The sequence below is a fragment of the Actinomadura sp. KC216 genome (assembly GCF_004348535.1).
Taxonomy (GTDB): Bacteria; Actinomycetota; Actinomycetes; order Streptosporangiales; family Streptosporangiaceae; genus Spirillospora.
Genome location: NZ_SMJX01000615.1, coordinates 1 through 1536 on the forward strand (window position 1 = coordinate 1; position 1536 = coordinate 1536).

Sequence of the window (1536 nt, forward strand, 5' to 3'; positions counted from 1 at the left end):
CCCGGAGACAACGCGGCCAGCTCGCGACCAGCGGCCTTCAGCCCGTCTGCCCCACGCAGCACGCCCGCATAGGACGTCATGATCCGCTGAATCTCTCCCCGAGCCCCAGCACCGACCAACTCGCAACCTCCACCGGAGCCACCCGCCATGCCCGTACCGCGCGCTCCCCCTGCCGCCAACTCACCCGTGGCCGAATCGTCCGCCCGGGCGTGCGCCTGCGCCTGCGCACCCGCGGCATCGGAGGTCACTGCCAATTCGGTCTGAAGGGCGGCGGCGATGCGTTCGGCAAAAACAAGACCCTCCAGAAGGGAGTTGGACGCCAGACGATTCGCACCATGGACACCGGTGCAGGCGACCTCGCCGCAAGCGTAGAGGCCGGGGACGGACGTCCGTCCGTGCAGGTCCGTGCGAACGCCCCCACTCGCGTAATGAGCGGCGGGGACGACCGGGATCGGCTCGGTCACGGGGTCGATGCCGTGGTGCCGGCAGGCGGCCAGGATGGTCGGGAACCGCTTCTCCCACATCGCGGCGCCGAGGTGCCGGCCGTCCAGCAGCATGTGGGACGCGCCGGTCTCGCGCATCCGGTTCATGATGCCCTTCGCGACCACATCACGCGGAGCGAGTTCCGCAAGCTCGTGGCGTCCAACCATGAACCGTTCGCCGGAGTGGTCGACGAGATGAGCACCCTCGCCCCGCACAGCCTCCGAAATCAGCGGCTGCTGCCCGAGCGCTCCCTCGCCGAGCCACAGCACGGTCGGATGGAACTGGACGAATTCGAGGTCGGCGACATCGGCTCCCGCCCGCAACGCGAGCGCGACACCATCGCCCGTGGAGACCTCGGGGTTCGTCGTGGCCGAGAACACCTGCCCCAGCCCCCCGGTGGCGAGCACGACCGCACGGGCCCGAACGGCACCGACACCGCCCGGCTGCCCTTCGCCCATGACATGCAGGGTGACCCCGGCCGCACGTCCACTGTGGTCCTTCAACAAGTCGAGGACGAGCGCATGCTCTATGACCTCAACACCGGAATCCTTGAGCGCCGCCAGGAGAGCGCGGCTGATCTCCGCGCCGGTGGCGTCACCGCCCGCATGAGCGATCCGGCGCCGGTGGTGGCCCCCCTCCCGGGTCAACGCGATCTCTCCACCATTGGAAAGGTCGAACGCGGTACCGAGTTCGATGAGCCCGCGGACGGCGTCCGGCCCTTCGGACACGAGCGCCCGGACCGCGTCCTCGTCACACAACCCGACCCCGGCGACGAGCGTGTCCGCGAAGTGCTCCTCGGGAGTGTCATCGGGCGCGAGCGCCGCGGCGATCCCGCCCTGCGCCCAGCGAGTCGACCCCGCGTCGAGAAGGGCCTTGGTGACGAGCAGCACCCGCCCATGCGGCCGGCACCGCAACGCGGCGACCAGACCCGCGATACCGGACCCAACCACAACGACATCGGTCTCGACGGTCCAACCTGGAGCGGGGGCAACGAGAACGGAAGGGATCATGAACCCTCCTCGGGATCGGTTCTCGTCATTATGACCCTAACCT

Annotated in this window: 1 protein-coding gene; it reads right to left on the reverse strand. The window is 69.3% G+C overall.

The features are described 5' to 3' along the window. Positions 1 to 1493 (reverse strand): L-aspartate oxidase (locus E1264_RS42525; RefSeq protein ID WP_132183234.1); only part of this gene is annotated, 1493 nt, incomplete at its 3' end. Between the last annotated feature and the right edge of the window lie 43 nt (positions 1494 to 1536).